Origin of the sequence: Iodobacter fluviatilis, from assembly GCF_900451195.1 — a bacterium.
Classification (GTDB): domain Bacteria; phylum Pseudomonadota; class Gammaproteobacteria; order Burkholderiales; family Chitinibacteraceae; genus Iodobacter; species Iodobacter fluviatilis.
In genome coordinates, this window is record NZ_UGHR01000001.1 from 1,043,064 (window position 1) to 1,061,613 (window position 18,550).

12 protein-coding genes are annotated in these 18,550 nt (G+C 50.7%); 5 read left to right on the top strand and 7 right to left on the bottom strand.

Annotated features, from left to right (window positions below; all coding sequences use genetic code 11):
* Window positions 1–38: 38 nt before the first annotated feature.
* A complete protein-coding gene (locus DYD62_RS23935) occupies window positions 39–251 on the top strand; it encodes a hypothetical protein (protein WP_132038717.1) in 213 nt (70 codons plus the stop codon).
* Window positions 252–436: 185 nt separating this feature from the next.
* On the opposite strand, the gene DYD62_RS04675 is transcribed toward DYD62_RS23935, so the two are convergent.
* The 7 genes from DYD62_RS04675 to tssJ form a co-directional block, all read right to left on the bottom strand.
* The gene (locus tag DYD62_RS04675) at window positions 437–871 is read right to left on the bottom strand and encodes an Imm44 family immunity protein (RefSeq protein ID WP_115226282.1); all 435 of its coding nucleotides are present in this window, start codon (window positions 869–871) and stop codon (window positions 437–439) included.
* Between the two features lie 14 nt (window positions 872–885).
* Window positions 886–5,358: an RHS repeat-associated core domain-containing protein gene (locus DYD62_RS04680; RefSeq protein ID WP_115226283.1), complete on the bottom strand. Its 4,473-nt coding sequence runs from the start codon at window positions 5,356–5,358 to the stop codon at window positions 886–888.
* A 79-nt stretch (window positions 5,359–5,437) separates the two neighbouring features.
* Window positions 5,438–8,563: a type VI secretion system Vgr family protein gene (locus tag DYD62_RS04685; protein WP_115226284.1), complete on the bottom strand. Its 3,126-nt coding sequence runs from the start codon at window positions 8,561–8,563 to the stop codon at window positions 5,438–5,440.
* Window positions 8,564–8,746: 183 nt separating this feature from the next.
* Window positions 8,747–9,232 (bottom strand): type VI secretion system baseplate subunit TssE, encoded by a 486-nt coding sequence (gene tssE, locus DYD62_RS04690; RefSeq protein WP_115226285.1) that lies wholly within the window; start codon window positions 9,230–9,232, stop codon window positions 8,747–8,749.
* A 169-nt stretch (window positions 9,233–9,401) separates the two neighbouring features.
* The gene (gene icmH / locus DYD62_RS04695) at window positions 9,402–10,097 is read right to left on the bottom strand and encodes a type IVB secretion system protein IcmH/DotU (protein WP_115226286.1); all 696 of its coding nucleotides are present in this window, start codon (window positions 10,095–10,097) and stop codon (window positions 9,402–9,404) included.
* 9 nt (window positions 10,098–10,106) lie between these two features.
* Window positions 10,107–11,456 (bottom strand): type VI secretion system baseplate subunit TssK, encoded by a 1,350-nt coding sequence (gene tssK, locus DYD62_RS04700; protein WP_115226287.1) that lies wholly within the window; start codon window positions 11,454–11,456, stop codon window positions 10,107–10,109.
* A gap of 49 nt (window positions 11,457–11,505) precedes the next feature.
* The gene (gene tssJ, locus DYD62_RS04705; protein WP_115226288.1) at window positions 11,506–12,072 is read right to left on the bottom strand and encodes a type VI secretion system lipoprotein TssJ; all 567 of its coding nucleotides are present in this window, start codon (window positions 12,070–12,072) and stop codon (window positions 11,506–11,508) included.
* Window positions 12,073–12,283: 211 nt separating this feature from the next.
* Here tssJ and DYD62_RS04710 point away from each other — a divergent pair, with 211 nt between their 5' ends.
* From DYD62_RS04710 to tssB, 4 genes are read left to right on the top strand one after another with little or no spacing between them, the layout of a single operon-like run.
* Window positions 12,284–13,141, top strand: a complete 858-nt coding sequence (locus DYD62_RS04710; protein ID WP_233702871.1) for a M15 family metallopeptidase — start codon at window positions 12,284–12,286, stop codon at window positions 13,139–13,141.
* A 35-nt stretch (window positions 13,142–13,176) separates the two neighbouring features.
* Window positions 13,177–16,974, top strand: coding sequence for a type VI secretion system membrane subunit TssM (tssM, locus tag DYD62_RS04715; protein WP_233702872.1), 3,798 nt, complete (start codon window positions 13,177–13,179; stop codon window positions 16,972–16,974).
* 9 nt (window positions 16,975–16,983) lie between these two features.
* Window positions 16,984–18,003: a type VI secretion system-associated protein TagF gene (gene tagF, locus DYD62_RS04720; RefSeq protein WP_115226290.1), complete on the top strand. Its 1,020-nt coding sequence runs from the start codon at window positions 16,984–16,986 to the stop codon at window positions 18,001–18,003.
* A gap of 43 nt (window positions 18,004–18,046) precedes the next feature.
* Complete coding sequence (gene tssB / locus DYD62_RS04725; RefSeq protein WP_115226291.1) at window positions 18,047–18,550, top strand: type VI secretion system contractile sheath small subunit; 504 nt, start codon at window positions 18,047–18,049, stop codon at window positions 18,548–18,550.

The following is an 18,550-nucleotide window of genomic DNA, read 5'->3' on the forward strand; positions in this document are numbered from 1 at the left end:
TGCGCTAGCGGGATAAAGCTGTTGGGCTCGAACAGGTAATGACGTGTTTGTTCGGCCGTTTTTTCCAAGGCGATGACGTCACCGTCCCAGATAAACTCTGTCTTGCCTTGGGCATTTTCTTTGCCGATGCGGCTGCCGAATACGTCGTAGAAGTATTTGGTTTCGCCTGCTGCGTTGCTGATTTTTTTCAGGCGGTTGAAACCATCCCAGCTGTATTGGGTGGTTTGTTCGCCTTGCTGCTTTTCAATTAGATTGCTGCGGGCAGCATATTTGTAATGGGTTCCGGTGTATTGCTTAAAATAACTGGAGGCGGAACAAAATTAAATTCTCTTGGGGGATTCGAGAAAACAAATTTAATTTTACTCTGACCCCAGTTGTTTCCTCGGACTTCAGTTGTTTCCTCGGACTTCAGTTGTCACCTGTTATTCAAACTCTTTTACAACTCACATTCAAGCTCTTCCAAAAGACATGAAATTTTATTTCTATCGTCTTCATTAACCTTGAATTTCTTTTCTTTCATAACATCAACAGAACGCCTTAGGAGATCCATCAACATGAGGAGCCGTTTCTCTTTAGGGGCAGTCGAAAAGATACTAAAGTCAAGTTGAAGCCTAATTTCCATAGCTTTAGGATTTCTCCTTACACAATTCGTTTCCCCAAAAAAATCTAAAAATTCATCTGAAACACAGACGTAAATCACACCCCAAACTTCAAAGTCGTTATCAAACTGAACGCCCTTTAATTTTGTATTTATTTTTTCTTCAATGCTATTGAAGAGTAGCCTTAACTCTTTTGCATAAGCAGACTCTTCAATACTTGAGTCATCCAATTGAGTTGGATCACTAGTTTCAGATGTACTCCAGAATCTCATATCAATTCCATCTATTAATAATCATTGAAATTATAAATCGGTCTTTCACCATTATGTGTAGCTTTATATGCAAGTATCTTCTCATGCTGCCATTTGTGCATCTCACACTTTGTTCCTCGTTTAACTACAAACATACGAGCATTCATATTTTCATATTCAGTTCTAGAGTAACGATCACTTGGATTCAACTCTGTAGTTTCACCATACTTAACAATCTTACCGCTATTTATATCTCTTAATTCATATCCAACTGCTTTTCTATCGGATGTTAAGCAATTACCATGTGTGCCATCGCTTTTATTTGCTGGCTTAGGCCCAGGTTTTTTCCCAAAAGTTCCATCCTTTTTACGATACTTATTTGCTAATCCTAATGGGTCTATCCACTCAGTTGGATTTAAAGCGTAAAGGTGTAAATTTAGGCCTCCTTCCAACCCAATTGGATCACTACTAATAAACCGCCCAATCTCCGGATCGTAATAACGGTGGCGGTTGTAGTGCAAGCCGGATTCTTCGTCGAAGTATTGGCCTTGGAAGCGGATTGGGTTGTTGATACCCGCTGTCTTTGCCGCTTCACTAATGACGACCTGCGCTTCTCCCCAAGCCTTGTACTCCGCGCTCCAAGCGATCTCACCGTTTTCATCGCTGAGTGTTTGCGGCGTGCCGAGGTGGTCTACGTGATAGTAGGCCATTTTTTCACTGTCATCATTGGCGGTAATGATCTGTGCCAGTGGGATAAAGCTGTTGGGCTCGAACAGGTAGTGGCGGGTGTGTTCGGCGTTTTTTTCCAGGGCGATCACGTCACCATCCCAGATAAATTCTGTCTTACCCTGGGCATTTTCTTTGCCAATGCGACGGCCGAATACGTCGTAGAAGTATTTGGTTTCGCCTGCTTGGCTGCTGATTTTGCTCAGACGGTTAAAACCATCCCAGCTGTATTTAGTGGTTTGTTCGCCTTGCTGTTTTTCAATCAGATTGCTACGGGCGTCGTATTTATAATGGGTTCCGGCGTATTGCTTTAATAAGTTGCCGAGTACGGCGGGCATGGTGGGTAAGCTGCTGCTGGTGCTATTGCCGGCTTGGTGTTTTGTATCGACTAAGTTGCTTGCAGGGTCAAAGGCAAAGCTTTCATGGCCGAGGCGGCTGTTGGCGGCGATAAGGCGGCCCACTGGGTCATATTGATAGCTGATCTGGCCACTGCGGCTGTCGCTGATGCCTAGCATTTGGCCAACTGGATCGTATTTGTAGCTGCGGTGGCTGCTGGTTTTACCGCTGAGTGTTTGTTGGGTAATGCGGCCCATTTTGTCGAAATGGGTGTGGGCAGTCAGCTGATTGCCCAGCGTGCGCTGAGTTTCACGGTGCAAATCGTCACGTTCGAAGCTAGCGATTTCTTGTTTGTTCCACAGTATGCCGTGCACATGGCCGCTGCCGTAAATCAGCCAGTCGGTGCGCTGGCCATCGGGGCGGATGCTGGCGATGCGGTTGCCGAGTTCATCGTATTCATGCTGCCAGTTGTATTGCTGTTGCTGGCCGAATAATTTGTATTCGTGGCGCTCGGTGATGAGGTTGCCGACGGCATCAAAGCCAAAATGGCATTCGCTGTATTGGTTTTTTGCGGCGAAAATCCGCCCTAATACGTCGTATCTAAAGCGCTCGCTGCTTTGGCCACTCTGCCTTGCTGTTAAGCGCCCGGTTTCATCGTAGGCAAGGGTGGTGATCTTGCCTGCTTCGTCGATTTGCTGCAGGCGGCCCGTTGCTGCTTCGTATTGGTAGCGGGTGCGTTTATTGCCGAAGTCGGTTTCTTCTTGCAGGCGGCTGGCGACATCGTAAGTAAAACGATAAGCCTCCTTATTTTCATTAATCAGGCTGAGCAGGCGGCCCAGCTTATCGTATTGGTAGCTCAGCGTTTGATTGGCGGCGTCTTTGCGGCTACTGACGCGGCCTGCGCGGTCATAATCAAACTGGGTTTTAGCTTGCAGCGCGTCGGTGTGGCTGAGTAAGCGGCCTTCGGCATCGTATTGCAGCAGGCTGTGTGTGCCGTCAGGATTGACGACTTTAGCCAGCTGGCCATCGCTACCGTAGTGATATTGGCTGGCATTGCCTGCGGCATCTTGCGCCACGATCAGGCGGCCACGGGCATCGTATTGCCATTGGCTGGTTTTACCGGAGCAATCGGTATAGCTGCTGAGCTGGCCATTAGGCAGATAGGCGAGTTTTTTACTGCCGCCTTTGGCATCTTTAATCGCTACGGGCAAGCCCTGCGGGTTATAGCTGTATTGGGTGCAATGGCCCAGCGGATCGGTTTCTTTGGTGAGATTGCCCTGGGCATCATATTCGCGCAGCCATTCATGGCCGCTTGGATCGGTGATGCGGATTAGCTGGTCTTTATCGTCATAGGCCATCAACACCCGAGTTTGATCCGGGCGGATATGTTCAATCAGATTGTCTTTGTCGTCATAGATAAAGCTTTCAGCCGTGCCATCGGGATGGATGTGTTTGGTCAGGTTTTTAGCTTCATCCCTGAAGGCCCATTCCTCTTTGCCATCGGGGTAAACCGTGCGATACACATAGCCGTCGATATCAAAGTAATAGTAAGTCTCTTGTGCCAGCGCATTGGTGGTGATGGTCAGGCGCAGATCAGGCACATATTCGAGTTGGATACTGTTGCTGCCATCATCGGCGTATTCACGAATCGCTTTGGATTTGGCGTCTGTGCCGTCCCACTCGATATTCTGGCCTCGACCGGTGCGGTCGGTGTAGCGGGTAATAAGATGGTGTTGGTATTGATACTGCCAGCGCTGCTGGTCTTCGTCGCTGGCACTTATCAAATCGCCCGCATCGTTGTACTGATAGCTGGCGAGTTGGCGAGGGGGCGTGCTGGCTAAGCTAATGCTGCTGATTCTGTTGTGCGCATCGTATTGCAACAACGCCCAAGGCGATTCGCCATTTCTCAGGCGGCTCAGGCGGCCCTGAATATCATAATCCAGCACAATTTCATTACCAGCCCGGTCGCGCAACATGGCCAGTAAATAGCTTTCGCCATGACGCTCAAAAATCTCAAGCAGCTCATGGCCATGCGCCACGGTGAGCAGTTTGTCGCTCAGCTGGCTGAGGGTTTGGCCTTCGCTGCGGTCTTGGTGGTGTTCGCCCACTTTTAAGCGAGGATAAGGGGTTTCACGCCCCTGATCGTCGATATACACCATGCCATCGTCACTTAGATCAAAGCGGGTGTGGAATGGCGTCAGCCAGCGTGCGCCTTGGCTGCTTTGGTCAAAACACGCTAAGCGGGAGTTATAAGTACGGGCCCAAACAATAGGCATCACGCCGGGTAATACAAAATCTGTGTGGCTGAAGCTTTCTTCACCAAGGGCAAAGCCAATCGAATTGTCGGTGCCGCCAGTAATCGGGCAGCTTTTGCAGCTATTGGGGGCTTTTTCTGCTTTTTTAAGTTTGCGGGATTTTTCAAACTGCTGTTGGGAGACGCGGTATTTGGCTTCAGACTTCACCCCCGGCGTAGCGGAGCCATGAGTTTTATTGGTTTTTTTATGTGCCAGACGTTCTAACAAGGTTTTGAGCAGCTGGGCAATGCTGCCTTGTACTTTGTCATCGCCCAGATCTTTCATCTTCGCTTTCACCTGCGGTGAAATTTTACGTTGTAAGTGATCTGCAGCTTGCATTAGCCATTCTTTTTGCTCCGTAGCGAGCGCCAACTGGCTAATGGTATTGATGACCACATTTCTGGCGCTGGCATGGATCTCCAACAGGGCATGGAAGATACTGGCCTTGGTGGCCTTGGCATCGCGGAAATTAGTGCCTTTGTTGTAAGCAATCCCCGCTGGAACAGCACGATAATTGCTATCTAGCTTTCCACTCGCTAGTTGCGTGAGAAATAAAGCAAACTGATCAATCAGACCGATGATAAACGTCGCCACGCTTTCCATAATTGGCTTAATGGCTTTGCTCAGGTCTTGAACCGCTGTTTCTACGGTGGCCGCCACCCGCTGGTCAGCCATGATATGGCTGATAATGACTTCAACCACGGCAGAAGCCACTGCGCCTTTATTGGCAACCACGGATTGCTTCACGACGGCAATCACTGGGCGCAAAGTCATACGCAGCGGCGCCAAGCCCGGTGGCAGCGGAATCACGCCTATCGTATCTACCCCAATGCCAAACCAATCCATCAGGCCGGGTTCTTCTTGCTTTTGCGTTAACTCATACAAGCCAATAATCACATCGCTGGCCGCAATCAGATTGCCCACTACGGGAATGCCCGCCAAAACCATTTGCAAATCATTCAGCGATAACTTGCCGCCCGTTAGCTCCTGAATCCACTTATCAAACTCCCCAACATTGCTTTGCACATCTTTAGACAATTGCGCATCCAGCGGCACCAGCGCGTATTGCTTCATCACATCGCGCACTAGCTCGCCGCGCTCGGTGTATTCGCCCTTGGTTTCTGCGGGGGTAGGATTAAGGTATGTGCCCATATTTTATTCAGCAATATTAAGCCTGGGTATGAAGCCAGGTGGGGTTATAGGAGAGACGATGCTTATTGGGTGGTCAGGCTCAAAGAATTTTATTTCTGGCTTGATCGAGTAAGGCCTGCGCTTGTTCCGCTTTGGCCTGTACTTGTTTTAGCTGATCCAGCCCTTGCTGGGCCTGAGCCTGCACTTGCTGAACTTGTGCTAAGCCTTGCTCTGCCTGCCCGAGTAGTGCTTTGGCGGGGGCAAGTTGTTCAGCGATCATTGGAGCCACAGATTGAGTCGCTAGCTGAGCTGCTTTAGCCCCAGCCGCAGGGATCAATCCTTCAAGCAGGCTTAATGCTTGCGCCTCCTCGACGATCTTATTGGCCGCCAAAGGCGCTTGGGGCCATTTAGGAATATCGAACTTACGTTCCTGATTTTTAGGTGCACGCGGGTCAGCCTGAAAGGCAACGCTGATTGCGCCCATAGGCAAGCCACTCACCAGCGCTTTGCCCTCTGCATCTAAAGCCCCTTCATGCTTATTTCCATTGAGATCCAGCAAGGTGTACTTGCCGCTTTTAATCCCTTCCATATTTTCATAGAAATGATGGAGCTGAATATCGCCTACGGCAGGTGCCTTGCCTGCAAATGCTGGCAAAGGCGGGTTCAAACTCTTCGGCCCGCTCCAATCATGACTCTCGCCCTTAATACTCACTTTCCCCGGCGCATGCAGCTCGATCTTGCCGTCTTTGATGCGGATATAAGCGCCGCCTGCGGTGAGCAGGATTTCTTGTTTGGCGTTGAATAGACCCTTGCCTTTGATCGCGGTGAACCTGGCGTTTTTGTCGGCGGTGATTTCGATGTCGTCGCTTTGGGCCTGCATTTGTAGCTGGCCTTTGGCGGCAATCAGCTTCATGGTGATTTTGTCTTTAACGCCGCCGGTAAACAGGCTGATGTGCTGGCCGACGTTGTGAATCCAGCGGCGGCCGGTGCTTTGGTTGCTGTCTCTTTGGGCGACCTGGTCGAGGTTTGTGCCTGCGCTAATGGTCTGGCTTTGCGGGGTGGTGATGGCTACGCCATCCTCGCCGTGCAGCAGGATGATTTTTTGCTGACCAGCTTGCTCTTTGGATTTGGTTTTACCGTCTTTATCCGTGTTTGACCCCGCTTCAAAGCTTTTACTGGCGTGTACATGGTGGTGTAGATGGCCGTGGTTGGCTTTGTCACCGGGGCTGTTGTCGGGTTTGACGGTTTGATCATCGTCGCCGGTTTCGATGGTGTCGGCGAGTTGTTTGGCCGCGTATTCGCCGAGGTTTTTGGCGGTTTCCAGGGCGGATTCTAGCTGGCTTTGCGCTGGGCTGCGGTCTAGCTGTTTGCCGGATGCGCCGCCTTTGGCTTCGGTGCTGATGAGTAAGCCGCTGGCGCGAATGGCACCTTGTTTGTCGGTGCGCAGCTCAAAGCCTTCGCCGCGTGGTTCGCCTTTGCCATCGGTGCGTGGGTGGATCAGATAGCCCATATTGAGCTGGGTTTTACCATGCTCGCTGGATAATTTGGTGCGGACTTCGCCTTTTGTATCGTCAAACAGCATCTCGCCGTATTGGCCACCTTCATGCTCTTTGGTCTTGATGCCAGAGAGCGTTTTATTGGCGGGTAAAGCGCCTGCGCCGCTGAATGTCGGCACTGGGTGGCTGCCGTTATAGACCACGGCGGTGACGATAGGGCGGTCGATATCGCCTTCGATAAAATCGACGAGAACTTCCTGGCCGATGCGCGGAATAAACTGGTGGCCAAAGCCTGCTCCGGCACTCGGCATAGAGACGCGGATCCAGCAGGATGATTTATCGTCGAGGTTTGCGCCAAACTCCGGGTGCTCTGCGGCACGCTGCCAGTGGAACTGTACCTTAATCCGGCCTTGCTCGTCGGTATGGACTTCTGATCCGGCGGGGCCCACTACGGTGGCGGTTTGTACGCCTTTGCTTTTTGGTTTACTCAGTGGCTCATGGGCAAAGGCGGGGGTAATCGGCTGGCCGCGTCTTTGGGCGGTGAAATCGGCCTGGTAAGGAGGATTCGCGGTTGAAACCGCTCCTACGAGTAGGCTGGGGGCGACTAGGCCAAGTTGCTGGGTTAAATCCGCCGGCAGATTATTCTGCGCGGTGAATTTTAGCTCGGTAATGGCGAATTCGCGCTGCTCGGCGGCGTCCCATTCATGGGCGGGGTGGTCTTCTAATCTGAACCATTGCCCGGCTTGCAGGCTGCGTAAAGTGCCAGAGCCGGTGAAGGATTTCTTTTGCGCGTCCAAAGCCTGCTGACGCAAGTTAGCGTAGTGGCTTAGGCCTTCTGCATCGCTGGCGTAATAGTGCGTCTGGGCATCGTAATCTTCAAAGCTGGACTGGATTTGCTGCCCGCCATCGCCCTGATCTACCGCGCTATGATCGGCGGTGTGGCTGGTGTTGGCGGCTTTGTAATTAAAGCTTGCCAAGGAAACGCTGCTGCTGCCTACCTGACGCTGGCTATTCCACTCGGTAAGTGAATCAGACTCTTCCGTGGCATCGGCGCGGTGAAAACGCACCTGGCTGTCTTGCGCCTCCGGCACGGCAAAGGCATCGTCAAAGACCACCAATTGCACCTGAGGATTGTCACCTGCCTGATGAGCAAAACGCCACGCTAAGCCTTCCTCTTGCATCAGCCGCACTAAGAAATCGTAATCTGATTCGCGGTATTGCAGGCAATAAGAGCGCGGGCCATGTGTGCCGGATAATTTGAAATCCAGCGTTTGCACAGCTGCAAACACAGGGTTTTTAGCCTGATGCTCGGCCAAAACCTGCTTCACGAGATCCGGCACGGATAAATCCTGGAACACGCGGGAAGTGCGCCGATAGCGAAGTAAGGCAAACGGTGGTTCTACTGTCAGCGCATATTTAGCAAAGCCGCCATCAGATCCCAGCAACTTCGCTTGCGAGACAACACCACAGCGCTCAATCTCGCTGCCATTGGCATCTGCCACCGATAAAACCACCGGCAGGCCCAGTAAGGATTTAAGCTCTAAAGCGCCATCAGGGGATAAGCAATCAATCTGATAGCGGTAAGCCTGATTCATCCCCTCGCTGCCGCTGACCTGCTGCGGCAACAGCTGCTCACCCCACGCCGCCCCGTCGCCCAGCTGAAGCGAAATAAGGCGTTGATCCTGATTAAAGGCTGCGGCAAAGGAGGCGAGAAGCTGGCTCATGTCCATAAAAGAAGGTTCCGGTTGTCGATCTTAAATACGGTAAATAGGGGGTGGCAGGCACAAGCTGGCAGCGAATAAGGCTGCAGCGCCTGCGCTGCGCTGCTTATTCGTCATGAAAGGCCCACAGCATATGTTTCTGCATCGCTAACTTGAATACGGTAAACATGGGATGACCCGGCTATTTGGCGATTATCTGTCCTGAATACGATAAACGTTGGACGAGAGTTGCAAAGTGGCATCAAAACTAACAGGGGGGCGGTGCGGATGTACTTTGAGCACGGCATCCACCCTGAAGCGCAAATGCCGCTCTAATTCGCGCGGGGCATCTAGACTGATTTTTACGCGGCTTAAGCGCGGCTCGTGCCGCTCAATGGCGCGGCGTAAGCGATCACGCAGCATTTCTCTGTCGTCTGGGTTTAGCAGGCTAATGCCGGATAAATCCGGAATACCAAATAGCAGCATCGAATCTGTGGCCAGCGGATAGGCTTCAAAAGTCTCGGGTAAATCCATAATCCGCGTATTGAGCAGCGCTTCTAAATCGCGCGCCAGCGCCCGGCGAAACTGTGGCAGCTCAAATAGCATGGCCGATGATGCGTGGCTGATATCCGGCTCGTTATCCAGCAGCCTGTCCAGTACGGACGGCAGGGTAAGGGTTTGGCGGCGTGGCGTGCTCATACTGGGCCTGTTTGATTTTTTACGCGATTTGCCGAACTGCTTAAGCAAAATCTGCGGTGCATGTGCTTTTGCAGCTTGGGCCAGCCGGTTTATTTGCTGATTAATGGCTGCCCTAGGCTACACATTTTATGAAGTTGATCTTTGTGCTTAACCCGCACTGGTCATCTGTTTAAGCAATGATCTTGCTTAATTCCTGAGCCAGTAATAAGCGATATGCGATAAACAGCCCGGCGCCTACCAAGGCCAGCAGTGCGAAGTACAGCCAGAGCGGTAGTTCGTGGCGCACAAAGGCTTGAAAGCGCTGTGGCAGCTTCCAGTTAGGGGCAAATTCTGCTTTTCCGCCTCTGACCTGCTGGATTTCCTGGCCTACGCGGGCGGTTAAATAGCCCAGTTTTTCTTGGCCTTCCAGCAGATATTTGCCCTGAAAGCCCAGTAAAAGGCAGGTGTGGAAGACTTCCATGGCCTCGAAATTATTATTTGGATCGCGGCGCAATACTTCCAGACGATCAAAGAAACCTTCACCGGCCAGATGCTCGCCAAAAATGCGTAATTGCAAAGGCATCCGTTCCCACTCTTCGCGCAGGCTGAATTCTGATGAAAGAATAATTTCATCCATCAGCGCGCAGAAAGCGTATTTGGCCTCGCTGATATTGGGGACTTCTTTGCCAAAGTTGCGGGCATTTTTTTCAAACTGGGCGAGGAAATGATCCACGCGGCGGTTGAATTCGGCAGCGCTGCTTGGGGCGTTGCCGTCCCTGAGTAAAAACAGCAGATAAATGCCGTCTTCTAGTAATTCGCGCAGGCTGGGGGCGGATGGCTTGGCTACGGCCAGCGGATGCGCTTCTGTGTTAGCGGTTTGACTCATTTTTTACTCTCAGCGAAAGACTGCAATCAGCTCTAGTTTTAAATCCGACAGCGATTGCGGAACATAAATACAAATACTGCGTGATTGCAGCATGCGTTGATAAATATCGCCTTTAGGCTCAAAGGCAAAGTAATGATTACCTACGCGAATCGGAATCGCGGATGGCGTTTGTGCCGCGTAGGAGATGCTGACGCCGCGCATGGCCGAATTCAAAATCTTATCTACATCGTCCGGCGCGCCAATTTTAAATTTAAGCGGTACGGTTTCAATGATGCCGGATGACGATTGCTCGCTTTGAATTGACAGGTAGAAGTCAACATTTTCAAGGAAGCGATCGCTTTCCAGCCGGCCAATATGGAATGAAGGCTTCGGTGATGTGAGCGGGATCACAGCGTAACGCGCTGAAATGACGGTATCGAGCAATTCACGGATCTGTACATCCAGCACTAGCAGGCTGTCGTGCAGGGCTTCGTGGCGGTAAGGCGGAATATCGGCCAGTGTGTAAACCGATGAGAATGTCTGCAATTCGCCACAGAATTCGGCAAGTGCACGATAAAGCTCTTCAGGGTGAAGTGGCTCACACTTTACTAAGTGATTGATGCGGGCAAAGTTGCGGTTTACCGTGTGCAGCAGCCAAAAAGAAGCGATGTCGGTGGTGCCGTATTCCATCACATTTTTGGCGCGCTCGCGGTGAGCACCGGCCAGTGCCTGGCTTTTAACCAGCAAAATATCTAATAAGCGGCGCAGATTCTGGCTGAGCTCAGGGATGGCGCTCACCGTAGTGGCGGGCGGGTAAAAACCGGCACCCAAAGACCACTGGCCTGTGGCGTCCTTCACTAATTTTCCGAGTGGAACCGCTTCATAACCATCGCGGTTTTCTTCTTCCACCATCAGGCGGACATCCAGCTCCAGCGTGGTGAGATCAGCTTCCAGCGCCTGCGTGTATAAATCGGCCACACCCTGATGTGCGCTGCGGTAGCGGGTAGAGCGCGATGCGGTGTTTTCATTGGTTTGCGTGTTGCCGCCATAGGGCTGCAGCTCGGCAAGGCAGGCATAAAGTGTGGTGCTCACGCCCACTTGCGGCAAATCATTCAGATTACGGGATAAGGGCAGCGGCTCGGATTGCGGGGCCTGAAACAGGCTGCCATCTCTGAATAAAAGCGAGAGCGAATCTAAGCGAACCTGGCCGCCGCGCAGGGCGACTTCGTCAATCTGAAACTTCTGTAAACCCCAGCTGTGGCGGCTGAGCAACTGGCGTGTTTCAGCTTGTTGATAATCTTGCAATAAAGACTGCTGCTGGAAATGCTGCGGGCGAAGGAACATTCCTTCGCCCCATAAAACACGTTTGGCTTTCAACATAGGTGTTAAGACTCCGGCAAGCCGCCGCTCCGGCAGCAGGCCACAATAGTTATTTAGTTTTCAGGGCTGGTTTTTTGCTGATAAAGCCGCAGTCCGCCTTAAAACTTGCTGGCTGGCCGGGAATAAGCTGGGCTTTGGGGTGAATCACTTGCAGATAGCAATCTTGCGCTTTGATGCTGAATTCTTTTTCGTCCCGCACATCTTCTGCATTTACCAGTACACGCCAGAGCTGGGAGTCAGGCTTGCGAAAGAAGCCAACGACGCCCAAAAATTTGGTTTCTGGGGCAATTTTGTCGTCCAGAGTGAGTGTTTTCCCGGGTAGCAGCACAAATTCATTTTGTGAAATGAGCGAGTTGCCCAGTAATTCTGTATCCGATTTTCCACTGACTAGCGAGTCAAATGTCAGGCGGTTAAATTCTTCAATTCCCTTTAATTGGTACAGCCTGAGCACCAGGGAAAGCGGCCTGCCGCTGCTGTCCCGGTTGAGCGCTGGGTCTGCTTCACCCTGAATTTTGAAGGGTTTCGGGCCGCTGCTGGCGCAGGCAGAAAGTACGAGCAGGCTGGAAACGACCAATGCCACTTTGGCGTGTTTTTTAAGTGAATGAATGAGCATCATCTTTGTGTTTTCAGAATAAAAAAGGGTTTAAAAATGGCATGGTAAGGGAGGATAAAAAATGGAAATTATGCCCTCAAGGTAGAGATATATATCACGAGAAAAGGATGCGTGCATGGGGAATAAGACACGTTGGTAAAATATGATCATGAGTTATGCTTTTGTTTTGCTTAAATGTAGAATAACGGCTTAGTAAGTATCTGGGGTTCGGGTTTTGTTTGCTATCTTTATGATTTTAATAGTAATATTTTTCGTTTTGGCTTGGGTCGGCTGGAGATTCTTTGTCCGTGGTTCTGTCAATACGATTGTACAGGCTGAAAATAAGGTAAAACCCGCAAGTTGCTCGGGTGCAACAAAAAAGAAGAGAAAAGATGTTGTAAGTATTTCACCTGATAAACCAGAGCATAAAGAATCATTCATAAAGAGATCTTTTTTTCATAAAAAACTGAAATTAACGCTCTTGCCTCTGGCGAGTCTGATTTTGGTTTTAGCTGTTGTCGGTATAACGCTGCATTTCAATTCCCGGCATGTTATTGCACCATTCTTGCCCCAGGAATATAGCCAGGTTGCTCATATACAAGGCACGTTTACAGAAGCCAAGCTTGAGCCACCACCCGCTTTGCCTCCGGAAGTATTTATCAGTGCTGCAGCTGCTGCTGCGCGTCCTGGTTTAGCCACTGCCAATCGGGACTGGAGCCAGCTTGATCCTCAGTTTGTGCAGACGGTTTTACAGATTATGAAAAAAATGACAGAGCGGGGTTATCCCATGGCGCTGCTGGAAGGCTACCGAAGCCCAGAGCGTCAGGATGATCTGATCTCTCAGGCGAATGTGGTCACTAAGGCAAAAGGCGGGCAGAGCAAGCATCAATATGGTTTAGCGGTTGATTTGGCGCCGATGAAAGATGGAAAAATTATTATTTCAGAGCGTGATCCGTGGGCATTTGCGGCCTATCAGGCTTTGGGGGAAGAAGCCGTTGCTGCGGGGCTGACGTGGGGCGGAGTTTGGTCATTTAAAGATTATGGGCATATCGAAAAGGCGGGCTCTCTGGCCGCCATGTTGCGAAATAAGTAATTTTTGTATTTCATTTTGTATGGAGATTCATGTTCATGAAGCATTGGCTGCGTAACGCCAAAGTCACGTCAGCAATCGGTTTTTTAATTCTGATTGCTTTGATCTGGTTTTTAGGTCCATGGTTTGGTCTGAAAACAGCAGAGGTTCGCTTTGGCTGGATCTTCGCTGTGATGCTGCTGTGGGTCTTTACCCTCATGGTTGGCAAATTAATTGCAAATCGTGCGGGGGGCCTGATCGAAAAAATGCTGCTCAAGCAAGCAGATGATGCCGTGATTGGGGCCAGCGTAGATAAGCGCGCTGAGGTGAATCTTCTGCGCCAGCGCATGCTGGGTGCGATTGATACGCTTAAAACGTCGCAGCTGGGCAAATCGCGCGGTAATGCGGCGCTGTATGAATTGCCTTGGTATATGATCATCGGCCATCCTGCCGCTGGTAAAAGCTCGGCTATTTTGCAATCCGGCCTGACTTTTCCGTTTAGCGATAAAGCGGGTGTGCAGGGCGTGGGTGGTACGCGTAATTGCGATTGGTTTTTCTCTACCGAAGGCGTGTTGCTGGATACGGCTGGACGTTATGCCACGCAGACAGAAGATCGCGTGGAGTGGCTGGAGTTTTTAAAATTACTGAAGCGCCATCGTTCCAAAGCACCGGTGAACGGTATTTTGGTGACCATCAGCTTGCCCGAGCTGGCGCAGCATCATTCTGAAGGTTTTGCACTTTACGCCCGCCAGATTCGTGAGCGTATCCATGAAATTGAAGCCACTTTTGGCTTGCAAGTCCCGATTTATCTGATTTTTACCAAGCTTGATTTACTAGGTGGTTTTTCGCAGTTTTTTGAAGAAATGCCTGAAGAAGAGCGTCACCGCGTATGGGGTGCCACCCTGAGCGCCGAGCAGGGCTCTGGCTTTGATGCCAGCCATGTGGTCAGCATGCAGTTTGATGCGATGTACCGTGGCCTCGTGCAAATTGGTGAAGAAAAACTGGCTGCGCATCGCGGCAATCAGAATAAACCCGCCTTTTTTGCTTTTCCTATTGAGTTTCATGCGCTTAAAGAAGCCGTTGCCAAATTTGTAAAGCTGCTGCAGGAAGAAGACCCTTACCATGCGCGTCCTTTGCTGCGCGGCTTTTATTTCTCTAGCGCTTTACAGGAAGGGGTACCACGCATTGGTGCCGCAACCCATGTATCTAATCAGTTTGATTTAAGCCGCCAGGGCTTTGATGCGCGCCAAGTACCGGCTTCCTACAGCTATTTCCTGCGCGATTTATTCAGAGAAGTTGTTTTCCCGGATCAGCATTTAGTATCACGTCAAACTCGCCCGGCAGGCAGCCGCTGGCGCTTACTTGGCATGCTGGCGGGTTTGTCTGGCCTGGCGCTGTGCGCAGGGCTTTGGACATGGTCGTATATCGGTAATCAGAAGCTGATGGAAAGCGTGGCAAATGATCGTGTTGCCGCACAAAAACTGGCTTCGTCCGGCCAGCTCTACGACAAGCTGATGTCGCTGGGTATCTTGCAAAAACGGATTGAAGAATTACAGTCTTATCGCAAAGACGGCCATCCGTGGCAGGTGGGTCTGGGGCTTTACCAAGGTAAAGAGCTGGAAATCGCGCTGCGTAAAGAATATTTTGCAGGCCTGAAGGAATCGATGCTGGTTCCGGTGAAAAAGAATTTGGAGCTGTCTCTTGAGCAGCTGGCTTCTAATAAAGTAGCCGAGCCAGCACCCGTGCCAGAGGCTCCTAAGCCTGTGGTTGCACCAACACCCACTCCAACACCTGCACCTGAAGCGCCTAAAGCGGCCGAGCCTGTCAAAGAGCCAGTTAAAAAACGTGCACCCGCACCGCATAAAAAAGGTCTGCCAAATATCCAGCTGGGCGCATGGCATATCCCACAGCGGGCCACGGCATTAACAGCAAAAGAAACTGCAGAAGCGCCAGCTGCTCAGCCTAAGCTGGATCAGGGCTATAACGCGCTGAAAACTTACCTGATGCTGCATGATCGCTCCCGTATGGATGAAGCGCATCTTACAGATCAGATTCCGCGCTACTGGCGCAGCTGGTTAGAGGCGAATAAAGGTAACCGCAGCAACGAAGAAGTGATGGCTGCGGCTGAAAGGCTGGTGGCGTTTTATGTCAGCCAGATTAAAGAGCCAGATTTACCTCTGATCGCCAATGATGAAAAAACAGTGGCTGCTGCGCGTGAAGTATTGCGTGCTTCGCTTAAGCGTTTAAGCGCAACCGAGCGCGTTTATAACGAGATCAAAGCGCGTGCTAATACACGCTTTGCCCCGCTGACTGTGCCGCGCATTTTGAATAATAAAAATGGTGACGTGATTGCCGGCAGCCAGATGGTTGCAGGCGCATTTACCCGCGAAGCATGGGATAACTTTGTTCGTAATTCGATTGATGAGGCCAGCAAGGGCGAAGTGAAGAGCGATGACTGGGTACTGGCTTCTTCGGTGCAAGATAACCTGGGCCGGGACGGCAATATCGAAAAAAACCGGACCGATCTGGAAGCGCTTTACCGCCTTGAATACGCGGCCGAGTGGAAGAAATTTCTGCAAGGCGTAGTGATTCGTGATTTCAACGATCTGCCTTTTGCGGGCAATGCCATTGGCCAACTGGCTGATATGCAGAACTCGCCAGTTAAATTGATTCTGGCCCGCGCTGCTTTTGAAACGGCATGGGATAACCCAAGCGAGCTATCACGCAAGCTGGAAAACGCCAAGCAATCTGTGCTGGAAAAAACCACTGCCTTATTAAAAGGCAGCAATCAGCCCGCCAACACTAATGCTGCTGAGCTGGGCGAAGTGGGCAAGCAGTTCTTGGGCATTACCCGTTTGGTGCAGGCAGATAGTGCCGGTGCTGCGCCGATTAACAGCTATCTGGAGCAGCTGGGCAAGCTTAAAGGCAAGATGAATCAGATTGCCAGCAGCGATGAGCCGGGTGCACAGGCGCGGCCACTTGTTCAAGCTACTTTAAATGGCAGTGGCTCCGAGCTGGCCGATACCCTGCAGCAGGTGGATAACGCGCTGCTTACACCTCTTTCACAAGAAACACGCGATATGGTGCGGCCAATGCTGGTTCGCCCCCTGATCCAAACTTACGCCGTGCTGCTTGGTCCGGTAGAAAAAGATTTGAATCAGGCATGGCAAAAAGAAGTGTACGGCCAGTGGAAAGTGCTTTCTGCCAAATATCCATTCAGCGATTCAGCCAATGAAGCGCCTATGTCGGATATCGCCAAGTTTGTAAAACCGAAAGAAGGCACGGTCGATAAGTTTACTGAAAAGTATTTGAATGGCTTGGTGACGCAAAAGGGCGACAGCCTAACACCGCGCACATGGGCAAATTTAGGCATTCGTTTTAATCCGGCATTTCTGGCTGGGATGGGCCGCCTGAGCAGTATGGCTTCCAGCCAGATGGCAGATTCATCTAGTGCTAAATTTGAGCTGCAAGCGATTCCTACATCGGGCTTATCCGAGATTGTGTTTGAGGTAGATGGCCAGGAAATGCGTTACCGCAACGGGCCTCAGCCATGGCAATCCTTCAGCTGGCCAGGCACAGGTAATACGCAGGGCGCCAGAATTCAGGTGGTTGCGTTTAGCGGTGTAAGCGCTGTTGTCAGCAATCAGCAGGGGCGTATGGGCTGGATGCGTTTACTCGCGCAAGCTCAGGTTGAGCAGCACGATGCCGATTCGGCCACGCTGACCTGGAAGATTCGTCGGGGAGATGCCGGGGATGCGGATGTCGTCCGTTTTAATTTCCGCGCAGTGAGTGGTGTAAACCCTCTGCAACTCTCTGGTTTACGTAAGCTGTCATTGCCAGAACGCGTGACAATGTAAGGTGCTGCCATGCTAAATAATTTTAAACGGGCTCAGGATTTGCCGATGCAATATGCAATTTTTGGCAAATTACCCCGGCGTGCTGATTTTATCCGTATCAATGCCAGCCACCCGGTTGCGCTGGATGTGGATCAGTCGCTGGCCGACAGCCTGAAGGTTCTGGCTTTAAAACCGGATTGGCAAACACGCTATATGCAGGCTCCGGCCAGCGAATTTTTAATGCATAGCCGTGATTTGCGGGGCGCTTTTTTAGGCGTTTGCCTGCCCAGCCATGATGAAGCTTTGCGTTACTACCCGCTGGTGGCCGGGGTCTGTGTGCCCGCTGATGTACTGATGGGCAACGAAGCCGAGTTTTTACTGGCCAACGAGCTGTTTTTTTCTGGTTTAAAAGACCAGCTGAAAAGCGCGGTGGATAACTCGGTAGAAATGATTGCCTGCAAGCAGTTTATGGAAGACCAGATGTCGTTTGGCAGCCGTGCCGCAGCAGATCTGGGCCTTGCCGCCCAATTGCTCGAACGGCATATGGCCAACACGCCTGCTACATTACTCGAACAGGCATTGAATAAGTCCGGGCGGGGGGATTTGGAATCAACTCTGCTGGCTTTTGCGTTTTATTTGCAATTATCACGCCGCTACGGCGGCAGCATGGCCTCGCAAGTGTTTTTGTTGCCATTGCCTGTAGGTGTGGGTGAAGAAATTCTGGGCGCCGCTGTTTGGTTATCGCTTTGCCGTGCAGCGATTCAAGCCCAGGGTATTAGTCAGATTAATTTTGCCTTTATTGAGCAGGCTGGTAGCCGGTTTATGGCTTTGGCGCTTAATCCTCTGACTGATAAGCAGTTGAGCATGTTGTGGGGGGAAACAGCCGATCCATTGCAATTAGTGAATGTATGCGATTTGAACTCCCCGTGGCGCAGTCATCAATCCTATGCCGAGGCTTCGTATATTTTAGGCAGACAGCTTAGCGATCCTACGTTGTCTTTACTAAAATTGCGTGAAATTGTCGTTAAAATTACTTACGGAATCAGTTAGTTTCGTGTTTTAATTCTGCAACTTATTTTATTTAGGAATGGCAATGGCCAAGGAAAGCACACAGAAAAAACTATCGCGCGTTCGTCCTCCTCGCGTTCAGATTACTTACGACGTTGAAATTGGCGACGCAATTGAAAACAAAGAGCTGCCCTTTGTATTGGGCGTAGTGGGCGATTACACCGGTAATACCCCACAGGCCAAATTGAAAGAGCGCAAGTTCATTCAAATTGACCGCGATAATTTTGATGATGTTTTAAAAGGCATGGCACCTAGCCTTGCCATGAAAGTAAATAACAAATTGAAAGATGACGATTCGCAAATGTCGGTTTCTTTGCAATTTGAATCACTGGCCGATTTCGAACCACAAAATGTGGTGAATCAGGTTGAGCCATTAAAAAAACTGCTGGATGCACGCAGAAGACTTTCAGACCTGCGTAATAAGGTAGTCGGTAACGATAAGCTGGAAGAGCTGCTGGATGAAGTGGTTCGCGATACCGAAAAATTACATCAAATTAGCCAGGCTAGACCAGCCTCTGCAGAGGAGTAA